The organism is Erwinia sp. LJJL01 (assembly GCF_047300805.2).
In the GTDB taxonomy this organism is placed as follows: domain Bacteria; phylum Pseudomonadota; class Gammaproteobacteria; order Enterobacterales; family Enterobacteriaceae; genus Erwinia; species Erwinia aphidicola.
The window spans coordinates 488,144-505,796 of sequence record NZ_CP178576.1; the positions used below are offsets into that span (position 1 = coordinate 488,144).

A 17,653-nucleotide genomic window follows, 5' to 3' on the forward strand; every position below is an offset into this window, starting at 1 on the left:
GACGTTTCCTCTTTAAATACTTATACCACCCAGTGCGGCAGGCGAAGAGTGATTTCCAGTCCGCCGTCACGGGCATTCATTGCGCTGACGTCACCCCGATGGGCCGCCACGACTTTACGCACGATGGATAACCCAAGGCCATAGCCTTTACCTGAAAGGGGCGAGTTTACGCGCACAAACGGGTCGAAAATGCTGGAAAGCTTATCCGCCTCCACCCCCGGCCCGCGATCGCGCACGCTGATAATCAGCCAGCCCTGCTCCTGGCGCAGGTTTATCTGCACCTGCTGGCCTTGCAGCGAGAAGCGCAGCGCATTACGCACCACATTCTCCACCGCCGAGCGGATCAGATTAGCATCCCCTTTGACGGTGTAATCCTGCTGCTCATCAGCGTACAACAGGATTTCAACGCCGGGAACCTGTGCTTCATAACGCGCATCGTTCGCCACCGCTTCCAGCAGCCCCAGCAGGTCGAAATACTGCTCATCCGGCAGCGCCTGATGCTCTGCTCGCGACAGCGTCAGCAATTCGCCGATCATTTTATCCAGGCGCCGGGCTTCTTCATCAATGCGGTCGAGCGAAGCACCAACCGATTCCGGCGTCTGGCGCGCCAGCCCGGTCGCCAGCTGCAAACGTGCCAGCGGTGAGCGCAGCTCGTGCGAGACATCGTGCAGCAGCTCCTCACGGGCGCTGACCAGCACCGACAGGCGCTCGACCATGGCATCAAAGTCCTGCGCCACCACCGACAGCTCATCGTGGCGGCGGCGCATCTGCGGGAACAGACGCACCGAAAGGTCACCTTTTGAAACGCGGGCAAAGCCGGCGCGCAGCTGGCGCATCGGGCGCGTCAGGTTCCAGGCAAGGATCAGGCTGAACAGCAGGCCACACACCATGCCGACGATAAACAGCGGTTCCGGCATGTTCAGGATGCTGTGAGGATGCCTGCCCATGGAGCTGTCAGCGCGCAGCCCCGCCACGTCGTAGCTCAGCTGATACTGGCGGCCATCGGCCCCTTTGACCCACTCCGTTACCTCTTTGGGAAACTCACCCGGCCCCAGATCGCGGTTGAGTTCATCGCGCGGCTGAAGCTGCGGCGGCGGTGACGCCACCACTTTGACCGAGAAGAAACGCCGGTCGTTAGGCGGCCAGTCGACCATCATATCGTTCAGCGCCTCCATCCCGCCGCGCTGCAGCACCGAGACGGCCGACGTCATCTGCAAATTAACGATGCGCTTAGTGGCCATGTTTTCTGGCGGCTCATGATGCTTGCCATATAAGCTAAAACCCAGCCAAAGCAGCTGGGTAATAGCGATATAGGTGAGCCAGAAGCCGATCAGGATCTTCCAAAACAGGAAGCCGCGGAAGCCGGTTTTCATCGGATACGGTAGCCGATACTGCGCACCGTCTCAATATTGATGGTGTCATGGGTCAGCGCGGCCAGCTTCTGGCGGATATTACTGATATGCACGTCCACGCTGCGGTCGTAAGCTTCACGCGGGCGGCCTAACCCCTTTTCAGAGAGTTCATCTTTCGACACCACGCGGTCCGGCGAGCGCAGCAGCAGGTCCAGCAGGTTGAACTCCGATGCCGTCAGGTCAAAGGGCTTTTGCTGCCACTCGCTGATGCGCGTGGCCGGATTAAGCGTCAGCTCGCCCCAGGCGATAACATCTTTATTCTCAATAACCACGGGCTGCTCCTCCACGCGGCGCAGCACCGCCCGCAGGCGCGCCACCAGCTCGCGCGGGTAGCATGGCTTCGGCATATAGTCATCCGCACCCATCTCAAGGCCGATCACGCGATCGATGTTGTCGCCCTTGGCGGTCAGCATAATCACCGGCAGGCGGCTGTTCTGTCGTACCTGGCGCAGCACGTCAATCCCACTCATATCCGGCAGCATAATATCAAGGATCATCGCGTGGTACTGGCCAGATAGCGCCCCATCCACGCCCGCTTTGCCGGTCAGAACCAGCGAGGCGTCAAAACCTTCCGCAATCAGATACTGACTGAGCATGGTGCCCAATTCGAGGTCGTCATCGACCAGTAAAATTTTCATACAGGATCTCTCAATGATATAGCCGCCATTTTCGCCTTAAACCGACGAATTAGCAGCCGCTTTTACCCAATCCTTACAGTCTAACAAAGGCGGAAAAAAGGGGCGGAAGGATTTGATAGGCGTGGCGCCAGAAGGTTCTGCCGCCGTTGAGAAAAAGGGAGGCTAATAGACGCCGGTTGAGAGGTAGCGGTCGCCGCGATCGCAGATAATCGCCACGATGACGCTGCCGGGCTGTTCACGCGCAATACGTAGCGCTCCCGCCACCGCGCCGCCGGAGCTGACCCCGCAGAAGATGCCTTCGCGCTGTGCCAGCTGGCGCATCGTCTCTTCGGCTTCCTGCTGTGACATATCGATCACCCGATCTACCAGCTCAGGACGGAAGATGCCCGGCAGATAGGCGGCAGGCCAGCGGCGAATGCCGGGAATGCTGCTGCCTTCCGAGGGCTGCAGCCCGACAATCTCCACCGAGCTACTCAGCTCTTTCAGATACCTGCCGACGCCGGTAATGGTCCCGGTGGTGCCCATGCTGGAGACAAAATGGGTCAGGCGGCCAGCGCTCTGCTGCCAGATTTCCGGCCCGGTCGTCTGATAATGCCCGAGCGGGTTATCCGGGTTGTTAAACTGATCCAGCACTTTGCCTTCCCCGCGTGCCGCCATCGCGGCGGCCAGGTCACGCGCGCCCTCCATGCCCTGCTCGCGGCTGACCAGAATCAGCTCGGCACCGTAGGCCTTCATCGCCGCCTGGCGCTCAATGCTCATATTCTCCGGCATCAGCAGCTTCAGCACATACCCTTTCATCGCGGCGATCATCGCCAGCGCGATACCGGTATTGCCGCTGGTCGCTTCAATCAGCACGTCGCCGGGGCGAATTTCCCCGCGCAGCTCAGCCTGATGGATCATCGACAGCGCAGCACGGTCTTTCACCGAACCAGCGGGATTATTTCCCTCCAGCTTTAGCCAGATTTCGCTGCCGTTGTCCGGCGCCAGGCGCTGCAGCTTAATCAGCGGCGTATTGCCGATGGTATTTTCGAGTGTGGTCAAGGTGTGATTCCCGGCATGAAATGAGAGAGGCCGGAATTACCCAGCCTCTCTCCAAAAGATGTCAGCACAAAAAATATCAGGCGCTCTGCGCAAAGGCAACAGGGCGTAACGGCGTATCGCCGTGATACAGGCGCGCGTGCTGCAGGCCGACGAACAGGCGCTCACCGCGGATCGGTGCAACCTGGTCCCCTTCCATGACCACGGTAATCGGCTCACCGCTCCACTCTGCGGGCTGAACCACCAGCTGCCAGTAATGCCCACGCGGACTGACTTCAAGAATCTGCACCGGCAGCGGCGTTTCCAGGCTGCTCTGACGGCTGACGTTAATCTCCCACGGGCGCAGGAACAGCTCAACCGCTCCCTGATGCGCCGGCGCGTAGCCCAGCGGCCAGTGATGGGCACCAACATGGAACTGGGAGCCGTGCACTTCGCCGTCGAAGCGGTTCACTTCACCGAGGAACTCCAGCACAAAACGGGTGGCCGGATCGCGCCAGACGTCGTCCGGCGTGCCCACCTGCTCAATGTTGCCCTGGCTCATCACCACCACGCGGTCGGCGACTTCCATCGCTTCTTCCTGGTCATGGGTCACGAAGACGCTGGTGAACTTGAGTTCTTCATGCAGCTGACGCAGCCAGCGGCGCAGCTCTTTGCGCACCTGCGCATCCAGCGCGCCAAATGGCTCATCCAGCAGCAGGATCTGTGGCTCAACGGCCAGCGCACGCGCCAGCGCCACACGCTGCTTCTGCCCGCCTGACAGCTGTGCCGGATAGCGGCTGGCAAGATGCCCCAGCTGCACCATCTCCAGCAGGCGGGTGACCTTCTGCTTAATTTCTGCTGCTGACGGGCGTTCGCGGCGTGGCAGCACCGACAGGCCAAAGGCGATATTGTCGAACACCGTCATATGGCGGAACAGCGCGTAGTGCTGGAACACAAAGCCGACCTGGCGATCGCGGGCATGCACGCGGCTGACATCCTTCCCGTGGAAGCTCAGGCGCCCGCTGTTCTGGTTTTCCAGCCCGGCGATAATACGCAGCAGCGTGGTTTTGCCGGAGCCAGACGGCCCCAGCAGCGCCACCATTTGCCCGGAAGGGATATCCAGGGAAATATCGTTCAGGACTTTCGTCTTGCCGAAGGATTTATTGATGTTACCGATCTCAATGCTCATGGTTCCCCTCCCGTTGCAAGCGCTTCTGCTGGCTCTCTAACCGCCACTGCACCGCACTTTTCAGAAACAGCGTCACTATCGCCATCAGAGTCAACAAGCCCGCGGCGGTAAATGCGCCCACGCTGTTGTAGTCCTGATGCAGTAATTCAACCTGTAATGGCAGCGTGTAGGTCTCGCCGCGAATCGATCCCGATACCACCGAGACCGCACCAAACTCACCAATCGCACGGGCGTTGGTTAACACCACGCCATAAAGCAGCGCCCAGCGGATATTGGGCAGCGTCACGCGCCAGAACATTTTCCAGCCGGAGGCGCCCAGCAGCACCGCCGCTTCATCTTCGTGCGAGCCCTGGCTCAGCATCACCGGCACCAGTTCGCGCACCACAAACGGACAGGTGACAAATATGGTGACCATGGCCATGCCCTGCCAGGAGAACATCAGCTGGATGTTATGGGCATCCAGCCAGCCGCCTGCCGGGCCGTTCACGCCCCAGAACAGCAGATACATCAGCCCTGCCACCACCGGCGACACGGCGAAAGGAATATCAAACAGCGTCAGCAGCAGCTGGCGACCGGGGAAGCTAAAACGCGTCACCAGCCAGGCCAGCAGGGTTCCGAACACCAGGTTGACCGGCACCGCGATCAGCGCAATCAGCACGGTCAGCCAGATCGAGTGCAGCATATCGGCATCGCCAAGATTGCTCAGCGTGGCCATCAGCCCCTCAGAAAATGCGGTAGTGAAAATTGCCACTAAAGGCACCACCAGCAGCAGCAGGGAGATCAGCATCCCCAGGCCAATCAGGATCCACTTACCCCACTGAAAGCGGGTACGATCTGCCCCTTTAAAATCGGTAACGTCTGCCATTAGTGGCCTCCAATACGACGGCCAAAGCGGCTCTGCAGGGTGTTAATCGCAAACAGCAGCAGCAGCGAGGCGGCGAGGATAACCGAGGCAATCGCGCTGGCTGCCGGATAATCGAACTCCTGAAGGCGCACAAAAATCATCAGCGAGGTCACTTCGGTTTTCCACGCGATATTCCCGGCGATGAAGATCACTGCGCCAAACTCGCCGAGGCTGCGGGTGAACGACAGCGCGGTTCCGGCCAGCAGCGCCGGGCCAACTTCCGGCAGCACCACGCGGCGGAAGCTCTGCCACGGCGTCGCGCCTAAGGTTTCAGCCGCTTCTTCATACTCTGGTCCTAACTCTTCCAGCACCGGCTGCACGGTACGCACCACAAACGGGATACTGGTAAACGCCATCGCCACGGCAATACCGAGCCAGGTGTAAGAGACTTTAATATCGAACTGCGCCAGCCACTGACCGTACCAGCCGTTGACCGAGAACAGCCCGGCCAGCGTCAAACCCGCTACCGCGGTTGGCAGCGCAAACGGCAGGTCCATCAGGCCATCAAGCATGGCGCGGCCCGGGAAGCGGTAGCGCGTCAGGATCCATGCCATCAGCATGCCAAACAGCGCGTTGAAGAGGGATGCCACACCGGCAGCCAGCAGGGTCACTTCATACGCTGCAACCACCTGCGGGTTGGTGATCACTTCCCAGTACTGCGCCAGCGTCATCTGCGACAGCTGCATCAGCAGCGCGCTGATCGGCAGCAGCAGGATCAGACAGGTGAAAAACAGGCTGCTGCCAAGGCTGATGCCAAACCCGGGCAGTACGCGCTTACTACTGGTTGCAAACATCTTTAACGCCCCGCCGCTAACAGCTTATCCAGCTCGCCACCGCTGACGAAATGGGTTTTCATCACGTGATCCCAGCTTCCGAAAGACTCCTCAACCTTAAACAGGTTGGTCTGCGGGAAGCGATCTTTCTGTTCGGCCATCAGCTGCGGATTATTCACCCGGTAGTAAAACTGGGTCATTATCTGCTGTGCCTTCGGCGTGTAGAGATAGTTGAGATAGGCTTTGGCCGCGTCTTCGGTTTTGTTGTGTTCGACATTTTTATCGATCCACGCCACCGGGAACTCCGCCAGAATATTGGTTTTCGGTACGATCACTTCATAACCGTCTTTCGCGTACTGGTTGCGGATGGTGTTCACCTCCGACTCAAAGCTGATCAGCACATCGCCCAGCCCGCGCTCCACAAAGGTGGTGGTGGCCCCGCGTCCGCCGGTATCAAACACTTCGACGTTTTTCAGAAACTGGGTCATCGACTTTTCGGTTTTGGCTTTATCCTGGCCATCGGACCGATCGAAAGCCCCCCACGCGGCCAGGTAGGTATAGCGCGCATTACCGGAGGTTTTCGGATTCGGGAAAATCAGCTTCACATCGTCACGCACCAGGTCGTTCCAGTCGTGGATGTTCTTCGGGTTACCTTTACGCACCAGGAAGGCCATGGTGGAGTAAAACGGCGAGCTGTTATTCGGCAGGCGCTGCTTCCAGTCGGCCGGGATCAGGTTGCCTTTGTCATGCAGGATCTGCACGTCCGTGGTCTGATTGTAGGTCACCACGTCCGCCTTTAGCCCCTGCAGGATTGCCAGCGCCTGCTTGGAGGAACCGGCATGGGACTGTTTTATGGTCAGGGTGTCGCCCGGATGCTGCTGCGCCCACTGCTGCTCAAACGGTGCATTCAGGGCGGTAAACAGCTCGCGTGACACATCATACGAACTGTTGAGAAGTTCTGTGGCCTGCGCGCCTGTTGCCAGCAGTATAGAAAGTGCGGTAGCGCTCACTAATTTTTTAACCGTCGGTAACGTCATATTGCACCCTGAAAGATTGCCCGCCAGCCAGGCCATAAGAGCGTTCAGTTTATTTATAACCCGGGTGAAAGCTGTAGCGGTTTTATATACCGTTTGGTGCTTTGCAAGTAGAAAACGCTATAAGGGTATGGAATTGGTTATGCAGGGGATGGGAAATGAAGGTCGGGGCGGGTCATGACCCGCCCGGTCCAGGCATGCCTGGACCCTACGCGTGGCTAACTGACATTACAACGCCGCTAGCTGCTCCAGCGACGGTGCATAGAAGTAGCTGCCGCTGACCGGCTTGGTGAAGCGCAGCATCGCATCGAACTTGCCGTCGGTTTCGCCGAACATGCTCAGCAGCTGCTGCTCAATGTTATGCAGCGTATGGCAGTAGGCGAGGAAAAACAGCCCGTTGGTGCCGCTGGCCGTGCCGTACGGCAGGCTCTGACGCAGGATCTTCAGCCCTGCCCCGTTCTCCTTAAGGTCAACGCGCGCCACGTGTGAGGTCACCGGGCGGGCATCCCCTTCCAGCTCTTCATTACTGACTTTGGTACGGCCCATGATCTGCTGCTGCTTATCCACCGTCAGGCGGTTAAACATTTTCAGATTGTGCTGCCAGCGTTGGCTGAACACGTAGCTACCACCCGCATTATCGCCCGCGGCAATAATCGCCACCTGCTGGCGCTTTTCACCCTGAGGGTTTTCAGTGCCGTCAACAAAGCCGCTCAGATCGCGGTCTTCCGTCCAGCGGAAGCCGTGCGTCTCTTCGGCAATGCGCAGGGTGTCACCAAAGGCCGCGAGCGCAGCCTGGGCAAGGCTAAAGTTAACATCGTGACGCAGCGACTGAATATGGATCAGCAGGTCGCGCTGGGTGGCGGGGGCCATGCCCTTGCCCAGCGGCAGGAAATCTTTCAGCTCGCTGACCTGTGACGGATTGAGGTCGCTCCACAGGCCGTTGCCAAAAGCCATCACGGCACCGAGGCCGGCATCCGGGTACTGCTGCTGCAGTGCTGCTAACTGCTGTAAGAAGTTCGTCACGGCGCGGCGCAGAACGGCAATATCGCCCGCCACCATGGCTTCAAGGTAAATAGCAAAACGGCGATGCTCTAACAAAATGCCGCTCTGGAAATGGGACATACTGCTCTCCTGGCGTTCAGGTTATTTCTGCTCGATTTTGCGCCGTATCATACCTTAAATCGTACCGCCAGGAGACTATTTATACGCAGTATTACTGGGGTCTTTGTCGCCAGGCGTTAGCGGCGCCAGATAATTTTGCTCAGCTTCCAGCTTTTCAGCGCATCGTCAGAACGGCATCAATCCTTCCGGCCCGTGCCATTCGCCGCTGAACTGGTAGCTGATGTGCTGGCTGCCCGGCGCCTTACACTCCACGCTGGCGCTGTCGCCTGCGCTGGTCTGCTGGCAGGCGCCAAACGCTTTGCTGTAGAGATCGCTGAATGGCGTGCCGATCTTAACGCCGCTCTCAGTGGCCACATCGCTGTCGCTGACCTCAATCTGGTTAACGGTCGTCTGCCCCGTCAGCACCATCTTGACCTGTTTGTCGCTGTCCAGCGCCTGCCAGAAGTGCACGATATTGCCGTTGGCGGTGCGCATCCCCTGGCGCAGCTGATAGTTGCCGCTCAGGCCATCCTCTATCGCCTCCTGCTGCATGGCGGTGCTGCCATTGACTTTACCCACGCCCTGCTCGCTCACCTGCAGCGAAGAACTAAACCAGTGCGTGGGGGACAGGCTGGACCACGACCAGGAAATCGGATTCCACCAGGTGGATGACGAGGCGCTTTGCGGCTGCGAAGAAGAGGAACCGGCGCAGCCAGCCAGCATGATGGTGGCGATTAACAGCGCCGGGCGAAAAGTTTTCATGACAACTCCAGTGAATAAACGGGGTCCTTAATTACCTGCTTGGAGTACCGGCAGGCAAAAAAGTTTTATTTAATGATTTTTTGCCGGGTCGAAGCAGTCGCGCAGCCGTGGGGAGAACAGCAGCGCCAGCAGCGCAAGACCATCCAGCAGCGTCACCATCAGCAGCAGTTCGGAGAGCGGATCCTCTTCCTGCCACTGCATCAGCAGCGGCGCCAGCATCGTCACCGCCAGCGTGATAATCAGCACCCAGCGCCAGGCCTGCCACAGGCGCGGCAGGCGCTGACGATAACCGGTCAGCAGCAGGCCAATGGCGGCTGGAATGCCAAAACCCAGGCCAAGCCAAAACGAGTGAGTATCCGGGTAGAATAGCTCCAGCAGCTGCGTGCCCTGCTGGCGCGACGCACCGGCCATAACAAACATCACCCAGGTGCGGGCCTGCAGCAGTAAGATTGCCCAAAAGCTCAGCGGCAGTCGCAGCTGGCCTTTGGCGTCGTAATCATCAGGGGAATAATTCACATTAATTACTTAACAAATCAGGCACCGTATTCCTCAAAATCATTGGCGTTGTGGCAAGGCAGCAAAAGCGTGACAACTCGCTCAATGAGCGAGTTGAACAGCGCCTGCGCTGGCCCGCAGGGTGAGCTTCATCAATGAAGCTCATAATCCCGATGAGCTTACATAAGTAAGTGATTCGGGTGAAGGCTTGCCGCTAACGCCGCCACGGCGTCAAGGATGACGAGGGATTTAATACTCGCGGTCTTCAATCAGACGCTTGCCAAGCAGCAGGCTGTCCTGAGTTTCATAATCCAGCTTTTCGTAAAAGCCCGCTACCGCATCGTTCTCTTCGCGCACCATCACATTGATTTTTGGGCAGCCGCGCGCAATCAGTTTTTTCTCCAGGCGATTAATCAGCGCGTTGGCAAAGCCACGGCCCTGATAATCAGGATGCACGCCGAGATAATAGGCAGAGCCGCGATGTCCGTCGTAGCCGCCCATCAGCGTGCCAACGATCTCGCCCCCCACCACCGCCACCAGGAACAGGTCCGGGTCGTGATTGAGCTTACGCTCGATATCCATTTCCGGGTCATTCCACGGACGTAACAAATCGCAACGCTCCCAAAGGGTGATCACTTCTTCAAAATCATCTTGTCGGAATGCGCGGATTTCCATGGGATATACCTGATGTTAAGGCTAATTTGCTGATTATCACGCTTTCTTCTGCAGGTGCAAGTCTGTTAACGCACCTGAAAGAAAAAAAACGGCTGTTGTGCAATTAGTCTGCTGAAATAACTGGTAAAAACCTGAAATAGTTCCCCCCTCGCTGTCGACGCATTGTTACGATATAACACTAAGCACTTAATGCTTCAGGATCTTCTTATGAAAAAGATTTCTCAGCTGACGCCGCTCACCAGCCGCCGTCAGCTTCTGCTCTCCGGCCTGGCGCTGGCGCTGCTGGCGAACAGACCGGCCCGCGCAAAACAAGAAGAGGCCACGCTGCGGGGCAGTTCAGTTCTGCCGAGGCCGGTTTCTCCACCGCCGCCGCGCGCGAAAAACGCTAAACGTATCGTGATGATTGACCCCGGCCACGGCGGGATTGACTCCGGCGCGGTCGGTCACGAAGGCTCGGAGGAGAAGCACGTGGTGCTGGAGATCGCCAACCATATTCGTCACCTGCTGGGTGACCATCCGCGTATTGAAGTGCGCCTGACGCGCGAAACCGATCGCTTTATTCCGCTCGGCGAGCGCGTGGAGATCGCCCATCAGCACGGTGCTGACCTGTTTATGTCGGTGCACGCCGACGGGTTTACCAGCCCGAGCGCTAACGGCGCCTCGGTCTTCGCCCTCTCAAATCGTGGCGCCAGCAGTACCATGGCACGCTACCTCTCCGAGCGTGAAAACGCGGCAGATGACGTCGGCGGCGTCAAAGTGGCGGCGAAAGATCACTATCTGCAGCAGGTGCTGTTCGACCTGGTGCAGACCGATACCATTAAAAATAGCCTGACCCTCGGCAAGCATGTGCTGAGCCAGATCCGCCCGGTACACCATCTGCACAGCCAGCACACCGAGCAGGCGGCGTTTGCGGTGCTGAAGTCGCCCTCCATCCCGTCAGTGCTGGTGGAAACCTCATTTATCACCAACCCTGACGAGGAGCGCCTGCTCGGCACCACCGCGTTTCGCCAGAAAATTGCCGGGGCGATCGCCGACGGCATCGTCAGCTTTTTTGACGAGTATGATGCGACCAGGCGCACAGGCTGAGCCAAATGGCGTATAATCCGCGCGTCTTTTTGCCACAGGATTTGCTGATGAACACTCCGGATATCGCCCAGGTTAAGCAATTTTTACTCCACCTGCAGGATGAAATTTGTCGCAAACTGGCTGCCGCCGATGGCGGGGCTGAGTTTGCTGAAGACAGCTGGGATCGCCCAGGTGGCGGTGGCGGGCGCAGTCGCGTACTGCGCCAGGGTCGGGTGTTCGAGCAGGCTGGCGTTAATTTTTCTCACGTCCACGGTGATGCAATGCCGGCTTCCGCTACCGCTCACCGCCCGGAGCTGGCGGGACGCAGCTTCGAGGCGATGGGCGTATCGCTGGTGATCCATCCGGAAAATCCCTATATCCCGACCAGCCACGCCAACGTGCGCTTCTTTATTGCCGAGAAGCCGGGCGCCGACCCGGTGTGGTGGTTTGGTGGCGGTTTCGATCTGACCCCTTATTACGGCTTCGAAGAAGATGCGGTGCACTGGCATCAGACCGCTGCCGACCTGTGTCAGCCATTCGGCGACGATCTCTATCCACGCTATAAAAAGTGGTGCGATGACTATTTCCATCTCAAGCACCGCAACGAGCAGCGCGGCATTGGCGGGCTGTTCTTTGACGACCTGAACACCCCGGATTTCGACCAGAGCTTCGGCTTTATGCAGGCGGTAGGCAATGGCTTTAGCGACGCCTATCTGCCGATTGTCGAGCGCCGCAAGGCGATGCCGTGGGGCGAACGCGAGCGCGATTTCCAGCTCTATCGCCGCGGGCGCTACGTCGAGTTTAACCTGGTATGGGATCGCGGCACGCTGTTTGGCCTGCAAACCGGGGGCCGCACGGAATCGATCCTGATGTCGATGCCGCCGCTGGTGCGCTGGGAATATGACTATCAGCCGCAGCCGGGCACGCCGGAAGCCGCGCTGTACAGCGATTTTATCGTTCCCCGCGAGTGGATCTAAATGAAGTGGCCGGGCATCACACCCGGCCTTTTTGAGGATCAGAGCGGTGCGGTTTGCGCCTCCACCACCGCCAGCGCCACCATATTGACGATGCGCCGCACCGAAGAGATCGGCGTCAGCACGTGGACCGGTTTGGCAATCCCCATCAGTACCGGGCCAACCGTCACGCCGTCGGAGCAGGAGACGCGCAGCAGGTTGTAGCTGATACGCGCTGCCTCTACGTTCGGCATAATCAGAATGTTGGCCGAGCCTTTTAGCGGGCTGTCCGGCATCAGATCCTGGCGAATACTCTCCACCAGCGCGGCGTCGCCGTGCATCTCCCCGTCGATTTCCAGATCTGGCGCACGCGCCTTCACCAGCGCCAGCGTGTCACGCATCTTGCGGGCGGCGGGCGCATCGGAAGCGCCAAAGCTGGAGTGCGACAGCAGGGCGACTTTAGGCTCAATGCCGAAGCGGCGCACGGTTTCTGCCGCCATCAGCGTCAGCTCGGCCAGCTGTTCCGGGGTCGGGTTTTCGTTGACGTAGGTATCGGCAATAAAAGTATTGCCGCTCGGCAGCTCCAGCGCATTCATCGCTCCGGCGACTTTCACATCCGCACGGAAGCCAAACAGCTTCTCCACAATGTCGTAATGCTGCTTGTAGTCGCCGACGGTGCCGCAGATCAGCGCGTCGGCTTCACCGCGATGAACCATAATCGCGCCAATCAGCGTCGGATTACCAATCACCGCCCGCTGCGCCTGCTGCGGTGAAACGCCGCGTCGCTTCATGATCTGGTAATACTCGTTCCAGTACTCTTTGAAGCGCGGATCGGATTCGTTGTTCACCACCTCGAAGTCTTTGCCCGCCTCAATTTTCAGCCCCAGCTTCTGCAAGCGCATCTCGATCACGCTTGGGCGACCAATCAGGATCGGTTTTGCCAGGCCGAGCGTCACCAGCTCCTGCGTGGCGTGCAGCACGCGCGCCTCCTCCCCTTCGGCCAGCACCACCCGCTTCGGATCCTTACGCGCCTGCGAGAACACCGGTTTCATAAACAGGTTGGTTTTGTAGACGAACTCCATCAGCTTTTCGCGATAGGCATCGAAGTCGGCAATCGGCCTGCGCGCCACGCCGGACTCCATCGCCGCTTTCGCTACCGCCGGGGCGATCTGCACAATCAGACGCGGATCAAACGGTTTGGGGATCAGGTACTCCGGGCCAAACGACAGCTCCTGATCGCCGTAGGCCGAGGCAACCACGTCGCTCTGCTCCGCCAGCGCCAGTTCGGCAATAGCGTGCACCGCCGCCAGCTTCATCTCCTCGTTAATTGCCGTCGCGCCCACGTCGAGCGCCCCGCGGAAGATAAACGGGAAGCACAGCACGTTATTCACCTGGTTGGGGAAGTCCGAGCGGCCGGTGCAGATAATGGCATCCGGGCGCACCTCTTTCGCCAGCGGCGGCAGGATCTCCGGCTCCGGGTTGGCCAGCGCGAGGATCAGCGGGTCACGCGCCATCCGTTTTACCATCTCCTGAGTCATCACTTTTGGCCCGGAGCAGCCGAGGAAGATATCGGCATCGGCAATCACCTCGAGCAGGCTGCGCTTGCCGCTGTCGGCTACCGCATAGGCTGCCTTGGTCTGTTCCATGTTGGCGTCACGGCCCTGGTAGATCACCCCTTTTGAATCGCACACCACGATGTTGTGCTTCTGCATACCCAGCGCCACCAGCAGGTTAAGGCAGGCAATGGCAGATGCGCCGGCGCCGGAGACCACCAGCCGCACGTCGGAGATGTTTTTCTTCACCACGCGCAGGCCGTTAAGCACCGCGGCGGTACAGATGATCGCCGTGCCGTGCTGATCGTCGTGGAACACCGGGATATTCATGCGCTCGCGCAGTTTCTTTTCGATGTAGAAGCACTCTGGCGCTTTGATATCCTCCAGATTAATACCGCCAAAAGTCGGCTCCAGCGCCGCCACCACGTCGATCAGCCTGTCGGGATCCAGCTCGTCCACTTCGATATCAAACACGTCGATCCCGGCGAATTTCTTAAACAGTACGCCCTTCCCCTCCATCACCGGCTTACTCGCCAGCGCGCCGATATTGCCCAGCCCGAGCACTGCCGTACCGTTGGAGATCACCGCCACCAGGTTGGCACGGGCGGTGTATTTATCCGCCGCCAGCGGATCGGCGGCAATCTCCAGGCAAGGCGCAGCCACGCCAGGAGAGTAGGCCAGCGCCAGATCGCGCTGGGTGGCGAGCGGCTTAGTCGGGGAAACCTGAATTTTTCCCGGGACCGGGAACTGATGAAAATCGAGCGCACTCTGTTTTAACTGATCGTCCATTAGCAGGATCCTTTTCTTTTCTGAGGGTACAAACATCCCAGTATAGAAGGGGCGGACGGGGGAAAAACTTGAGGGAGTGCATAGAATTGGCAATCGCATGATAAGGGCCGATCGAAATAGAGGATCGCCCCCTACAGTAGGGGGTGACCCCTGAGGTATCCCCAGAAATAACCTCCATCGCTAAACGTCCGCAAACCGGTCTGAGCTCAGCCTGAGCACGCCGGAACGGCAAAAGACGCTCCCTGCGGGCCTCGGCACGCGGCATCCCTGCCGCGTGACGTCCGGCTTACCTCAGGCCAAGCTCATCCCCCACTCGCATCGTGCTCGCTGTAAGTTTTAAACCGCGACGCTGCGGCTTTGGGTGCAAGGAGGGAGGGCTGATTGCAGCAGGCCCACGGCCAGGGATGGCCGTGAGCCAGGCTACAGGGATGTATTCATGCCGGTGCGGAAAGCAGCCCTCCCTCCTGAAACCGGGCACCTGTCATCCCGCAACATTATTCAAATCAATTTTTGTGGGGATACATCAGGGGCTGACCCTCTTTTTCGCTCAGCCCGCGAAACATTATTTGGTCATATTCAATAACGTACGGATATTCTGTGCGGAAGTGGCAATGATATCGATCGCGCCAGTGCGCAATGCACCGAGAATCGCCATCGCTTTGGTGTTTTCGGAGGCGATGGCAATCACGCAGGGAATTTTACGCAGTTCATCAATGCTCAGGCCAATCACCCGATCGTTCATTACCGTATCCACATGCTGACCGTGCGCGTTGAAGAAGTCATAACCTGCAATGTCACCGATCACGCCCTGATTAAGGCTGGCATCAATGATCTCATGCGGGGTGAACCAGCCGAGCTTTACCATATAGCTATTTTCGTTCATATCGCCGATACCGACCAGTGCCACATCCGCCTTACGGGCGCGGTCCAGCGTCTCTTTAATGGTGCCGTTCTGCATAAAAGCCGCTTTCAACGCCCGGTTTTCCACATAGGCCGGGGCGTAAAGCGTTTCGCTGATCCCGCCAAATTTTTTCGCCAGGCGGCGGCTAATATGGTCGGCGTTGATGGCATCACCGGGACGGTGGGTGCCGCCAATGCCGCTGATAAAGTGGCAGCTGCGGGTGGGAACGCTGCCAGGGTGGTCCGCCACCGCCGCGATATTGCGCCCCTGCCCGACCGCCACCACCGCGTTGTCTTTTAGCGACTGCGACAGATGCATCGCCACCAGCGCTGCCACCTGACGGCGCTGCTCTTCTTCATCCTGATGGTCAAGGGCAATTAGCGCCCGCTGCAGCGGGAAGCGCTCCAGCAGCTGCTGCTCCAGCCGGGTACTGAACACCGGGTGATAGCGCACGTTAATCTCAACGATGCCCTCTTCTTTCGCCCGCTTGAGCAGGCGCCCCACTTTAATGCGGGAGATACCAAATTTACGCGCAATCTCTTCCTGGGTAATTTCATCCTGATAATATGCAACGGCAATTTCCGTCAGCAGTTCAGTGTCCTGAGATAGCGTGTTTTTTTCCATCCGGGCAGTCGTCTCTCTTGTCGGTTTGAGGTGCTGGCGCGGAAGAATTCACCGCGCCTCAGGCAACAATTTACACCATTTTTTACTTTGACCGGGCGGATTTCTCTCTCGTCAAATCAGGCTGTTTCCGTACTTAACGCGCGCTCGACGCAATCTGCCATCTGCGTCAACAGCAGACAGCAGGAGACTGCGCCAGCATCCAGCACGCCGCGAGAGCGTTCACCAAGACGGCTGGCGCGGCCAATTTTCGCCACCAGATCTTTGGTTGAGTCTCGCCCTTTAACCGCCGCCTGCGTCAGCGCGGCTAACATGGCAGGATAACCGCTTGCTGCCGTCGCCTCTGCCGCTTCCACCGCCGGGATCAGCGTATCCATCAGGCATTTGTCGCCAACGCCCGCCTCACTGATATCCTGCAGCTCGCTAAGCCCAGCCCGCAGCATGGCGGCAAACTCGGGGGCGCTCAGCGCGGACTTGTCGCGGATGCTGTCGGCCATTCCCATAAACAGGCTACCGTATAACGGCCCCATCGATCCGCCGATCCCCTCCATCAGCGCATCTGAAAGCTTGTCGAACGCCTGCGCCAGCGAATGCTGTGGCGAGAGTTTCTCCCCACACTGAGTGAATCCCTTAGCCATATTGATGCCGTGATCGCCATCGCCGATAGCCCCGTCAATCTCGCTCAGGTAATCACGATTTTGCCGAATAACGCTAACCAGATCGTTCACGAGGATGTCGCCGTGCTGCGTCGAAAATTGTGTCATGATCTCACTCCATGTGGGTTAAACCCGGCGCCTGCGTTGGCAGGTCCACCAGTTTCTTCAGTTCATCGTCCAGCGTCATCACCGTTAGCGTCACGCCCATCATCTCCAGCGAGGTAAAGTAGTTACCGACTAGCGCCCGGTGGACCCGAATGCCTTTTTCCGTCAGCAGCCTCTCCACTTCGGCGTAGTAGATGTAGAGCTCCATTACCGGCGTGGCCCCAAGACCGGACGCCAGCACCACCACCTCCGGGTGTGGGCCGCTTACAGGCTCCTCCAGCACAAAGTTCAGCATGGTGGCCGCGATCTCACGTGCGCTCTGAGTCGGAACCACTTCGATCCCAGGTTCACCGTGATGGCCGATGCCAATCTCCATAGTGCCCGGCTCAATATGGAAATTCGGTTTACCCACTGCAGGGATCGTGCAGGAACTCAAACCGACGCCGATGGAACGACAGTTATCGATCGCCTTTTGCGCTACGCCGATCACGCCATCGAGGTCATATCCCAGAGCCGCCGCCGCCGCCCCGACTTTCCACATCAGAATTTCGCCCGCTACGCCGCGACGTCGTGCTTTTTCACTGGCCGGAGCGGAGGCGACATCATCGTTCGCCACCACGGTTTTTACCTCAATGCCCGCAGCGGTCGCTTTTTTGATCGCCATTTTGACGTTCATATTATCGCCCGCATAGTTGCCGTACAGACAGGCGACACCCGCCCCCCCGTCCGCCGCTTTACACGCGTCGAGGAAAGCACCTGCGGTTGGCGAGGAGAAGACTTCGCCAATCGCCACGGCATCGAGCATGTTCTCGCCCATATAGCCGAGGAATGCGGGTTCATGCCCGGAACCTCCGCCGGTGATTACCCCGACTTTCCCCTTGATGGGGGCCTGCGGGCGCTTCAGTACGCGCGGATTTTCAGTCGCCTGATACACCGCTGGATGCGCTTTCAGATAGCCCTGGATGGCATCCTCTACAACATAATCGGGGTCGTTAATAATGCGATTCATT

General features: G+C 58.7%; 16 protein-coding genes and 1 pseudogene. 2 read left to right on the plus strand and 15 right to left on the minus strand.

All coding sequences use genetic code 11. The features are described from left to right. Nucleotides 1-20: 20 nt before the first annotated feature. The 11 genes and pseudogenes from ACLI4M_RS03035 to ACLI4M_RS03085 all read right to left on the minus strand — a co-directional run bounded on the left by ACLI4M_RS03035 (nucleotide 21) and on the right by ACLI4M_RS03085 (nucleotide 10,000). Complete coding sequence (locus tag ACLI4M_RS03035) at nucleotides 21-1,373, minus strand: ATP-binding protein (RefSeq protein WP_133623116.1); 1,353 nt, start codon at nucleotides 1,371-1,373, stop codon at nucleotides 21-23. After that, on the minus strand, nucleotides 1,370-2,050 hold the full coding sequence (locus tag ACLI4M_RS03040) for a response regulator transcription factor (protein WP_048915263.1): 681 nt from the start codon (nucleotides 2,048-2,050) through the stop codon (nucleotides 1,370-1,372). The genes ACLI4M_RS03035 and ACLI4M_RS03040 overlap by 4 nt, the downstream gene beginning before the upstream one ends. 162 nt (nucleotides 2,051-2,212) lie before the next feature. Next, nucleotides 2,213-3,091, minus strand: a complete 879-nt coding sequence (gene cysM / locus ACLI4M_RS03045; protein ID WP_133623115.1) for a cysteine synthase CysM — start codon at nucleotides 3,089-3,091, stop codon at nucleotides 2,213-2,215. Nucleotides 3,092-3,167: 76 nt separating this feature from the next. Then, a complete protein-coding gene (gene cysA / locus ACLI4M_RS03050; RefSeq protein WP_133623114.1) occupies nucleotides 3,168-4,256 on the minus strand; it encodes a sulfate/thiosulfate ABC transporter ATP-binding protein CysA in 1,089 nt (362 codons plus the stop codon). Further along, complete coding sequence (gene cysW / locus ACLI4M_RS03055) at nucleotides 4,246-5,121, minus strand: sulfate/thiosulfate ABC transporter permease CysW (RefSeq protein ID WP_048915260.1); 876 nt, start codon at nucleotides 5,119-5,121, stop codon at nucleotides 4,246-4,248. Before cysW ends, cysA begins: the two co-directional genes overlap by 11 nt. Then, nucleotides 5,121-5,954, minus strand: coding sequence for a sulfate/thiosulfate ABC transporter permease CysT (cysT, locus tag ACLI4M_RS03060; protein WP_048915259.1), 834 nt, complete (start codon nucleotides 5,952-5,954; stop codon nucleotides 5,121-5,123). The genes cysW and cysT overlap by 1 nt, the downstream gene beginning before the upstream one ends. Nucleotides 5,955-5,956: 2 nt before the next feature. Continuing rightward, nucleotides 5,957-6,970, minus strand: a complete 1,014-nt coding sequence (locus tag ACLI4M_RS03065; protein WP_133623113.1) for a sulfate ABC transporter substrate-binding protein — start codon at nucleotides 6,968-6,970, stop codon at nucleotides 5,957-5,959. A gap of 225 nt (nucleotides 6,971-7,195) precedes the next feature. Beyond that, nucleotides 7,196-8,089 (minus strand): Dyp-type peroxidase, encoded by an 894-nt coding sequence (locus tag ACLI4M_RS03070; RefSeq protein WP_133623112.1) that lies wholly within the window; start codon nucleotides 8,087-8,089, stop codon nucleotides 7,196-7,198. A 116-nt stretch (nucleotides 8,090-8,205) separates the two neighbouring features. Next, nucleotides 8,206-8,830 (minus strand): annotated as a pseudogene (locus ACLI4M_RS03075) (RpoE-regulated lipoprotein). A gap of 69 nt (nucleotides 8,831-8,899) precedes the next feature. Further along, entirely contained in the window at nucleotides 8,900-9,346 is a 447-nt protein-coding gene (locus tag ACLI4M_RS03080; RefSeq protein WP_099753437.1) for a DUF2919 domain-containing protein, read from the minus strand. 228 nt (nucleotides 9,347-9,574) lie between these two features. Continuing rightward, complete coding sequence (locus ACLI4M_RS03085; RefSeq protein ID WP_048915254.1) at nucleotides 9,575-10,000, minus strand: GNAT family acetyltransferase; 426 nt, start codon at nucleotides 9,998-10,000, stop codon at nucleotides 9,575-9,577. 207 nt (nucleotides 10,001-10,207) lie between these two features. On the opposite strand from ACLI4M_RS03085, the gene amiA reads away from it, so the two are divergent. Together amiA and hemF are read left to right on the plus strand one after the other, a co-directional pair. Then, on the plus strand, nucleotides 10,208-11,086 hold the full coding sequence (amiA, locus tag ACLI4M_RS03090) for an N-acetylmuramoyl-L-alanine amidase AmiA (protein ID WP_133623111.1): 879 nt from the start codon (nucleotides 10,208-10,210) through the stop codon (nucleotides 11,084-11,086). Nucleotides 11,087-11,133: 47 nt separating this feature from the next. Further along, entirely contained in the window at nucleotides 11,134-12,042 is a 909-nt protein-coding gene (hemF, locus tag ACLI4M_RS03095; protein WP_133623110.1) for an oxygen-dependent coproporphyrinogen oxidase, read from the plus strand. Nucleotides 12,043-12,080: 38 nt separating this feature from the next. On the opposite strand, the gene maeB is transcribed toward hemF, so the two are convergent. From maeB to ACLI4M_RS03115, 4 genes are all read right to left on the minus strand, one after another. Further along, a complete protein-coding gene (gene maeB / locus ACLI4M_RS03100; protein ID WP_099753434.1) occupies nucleotides 12,081-14,360 on the minus strand; it encodes an NADP-dependent oxaloacetate-decarboxylating malate dehydrogenase in 2,280 nt (759 codons plus the stop codon). A gap of 562 nt (nucleotides 14,361-14,922) precedes the next feature. Next, nucleotides 14,923-15,885, minus strand: coding sequence for a sugar-binding transcriptional regulator (locus tag ACLI4M_RS03105; RefSeq protein ID WP_048915250.1), 963 nt, complete (start codon nucleotides 15,883-15,885; stop codon nucleotides 14,923-14,925). 116 nt (nucleotides 15,886-16,001) lie between these two features. Further along, the gene (gene dhaL, locus ACLI4M_RS03110) at nucleotides 16,002-16,646 is read right to left on the minus strand and encodes a dihydroxyacetone kinase subunit DhaL (RefSeq protein WP_133623109.1); all 645 of its coding nucleotides are present in this window, start codon (nucleotides 16,644-16,646) and stop codon (nucleotides 16,002-16,004) included. Between the two features lie 4 nt (nucleotides 16,647-16,650). Next, nucleotides 16,651-17,652: a dihydroxyacetone kinase subunit DhaK gene (locus ACLI4M_RS03115; RefSeq protein ID WP_048915248.1), complete on the minus strand. Its 1,002-nt coding sequence runs from the start codon at nucleotides 17,650-17,652 to the stop codon at nucleotides 16,651-16,653. Nucleotide 17,653: the final 1 nt, after the last annotated feature.